The sequence below is a fragment of the Cysteiniphilum litorale genome (genome assembly GCF_003428165.1).
Lineage (GTDB): Bacteria > Pseudomonadota > Gammaproteobacteria > Francisellales > Francisellaceae > Caedibacter > Caedibacter litoralis.
Map to the genome: position 1 here is coordinate 1 of NZ_QLIQ01000143.1, position 1010 is coordinate 1010.

Here is a 1010-nt window from a genome sequence, read left to right on the forward strand (position 1 = left end):
TCTCCATTAGCGCCCACCTTATAACTACCAGATAATCCACGCAGGGGTTTTTTGACACCCTCTATCCATTGCTGTGTTTCTTGGTTTTGCTGCATTTGTTGCTTTTGTGCCTCAAGTGCTTTTTTAAGCGCTGCATTTTCTTTCTCAAAATTTTCACGTTGCGTCCGCAGCGTATCACTTAATGATTGATTATCTGTTTTCAGTCTATCCAATTGGCTGATCACCTCATCAATCTGGCGCTGCTGATGCGTCAACGCACTCTTATTATCATCCGCTGTAAACGTTGCCCCCTTAACTTTAACAAACTCACCCGCTGCACGTGTCGGTGAGTCCTCTGACGCAACTTTACTTTTGGGTGACAAAAACACAATAAAAAGCCATAACAAACCACCACCAACCCCAACCAGTAACAAAAAAGTGAACAAGCGATTCTGCCCCGATGTGTTTTTCTGTAAGCTAGCAAAAGCCTCATCTTTAGTACTACCAGTGACCGCATGATTGCTACGCGCTTTTTTTATTTTTCCTATTTTTTCTATTTTTTGCTCACTCTGGCTGTCCTCTTTATGTTGATTATGACGCGCGTTTAAATCTTGTGTTTCTTGTAACTCTTCTGAATCTTTTGCCTCTTTTGCCTCTTTTGCCTCTTTTGCCACAACACTTTTATCAGACGCCTGCTTGTCACGCCTACTGAGCAATTTAAAAAGTTTAAAAAAACTAAACATCACTTGACCCCTCTTGAATTAAGGCATAAAAATAACCCACCTCACCTGATGCCAACTGCTCTTTAGTCAAAGCCCCCGCGACCATCCCCCTTTGGTAAAACGTCTTAGGATGTAAGGTTATCGAGTGTCCATTGAAATTTTGAATCGCATACACAATACCTGTCAGTAATCCCCCTTTAAAAAGTCGCACAGGCGTATAACTCAATCCTTTTTGACTATTTTGTCTATCCATCACCTCTGACGGATTCTTTTGCTCTTTTTTACCCTCTTTTTTACCCTCATTTTCAA

General features: G+C 41.3%; 2 protein-coding genes. Both read right to left on the bottom strand.

Annotation, left to right across the window (positions count from 1 at the left end):
• A partial coding sequence (locus tag DNJ75_RS14930; protein ID WP_150469030.1) for a hypothetical protein occupies nucleotides 1-722 on the bottom strand: 722 nt, incomplete at its 3' end.
• Nucleotides 715-1010, bottom strand: a 296-nt coding sequence (locus tag DNJ75_RS14935) for a type-F conjugative transfer system secretin TraK (protein WP_157968414.1), incomplete at its 5' end; no start/stop codon positions are given. The genes DNJ75_RS14930 and DNJ75_RS14935, both read right to left, overlap by 8 nt.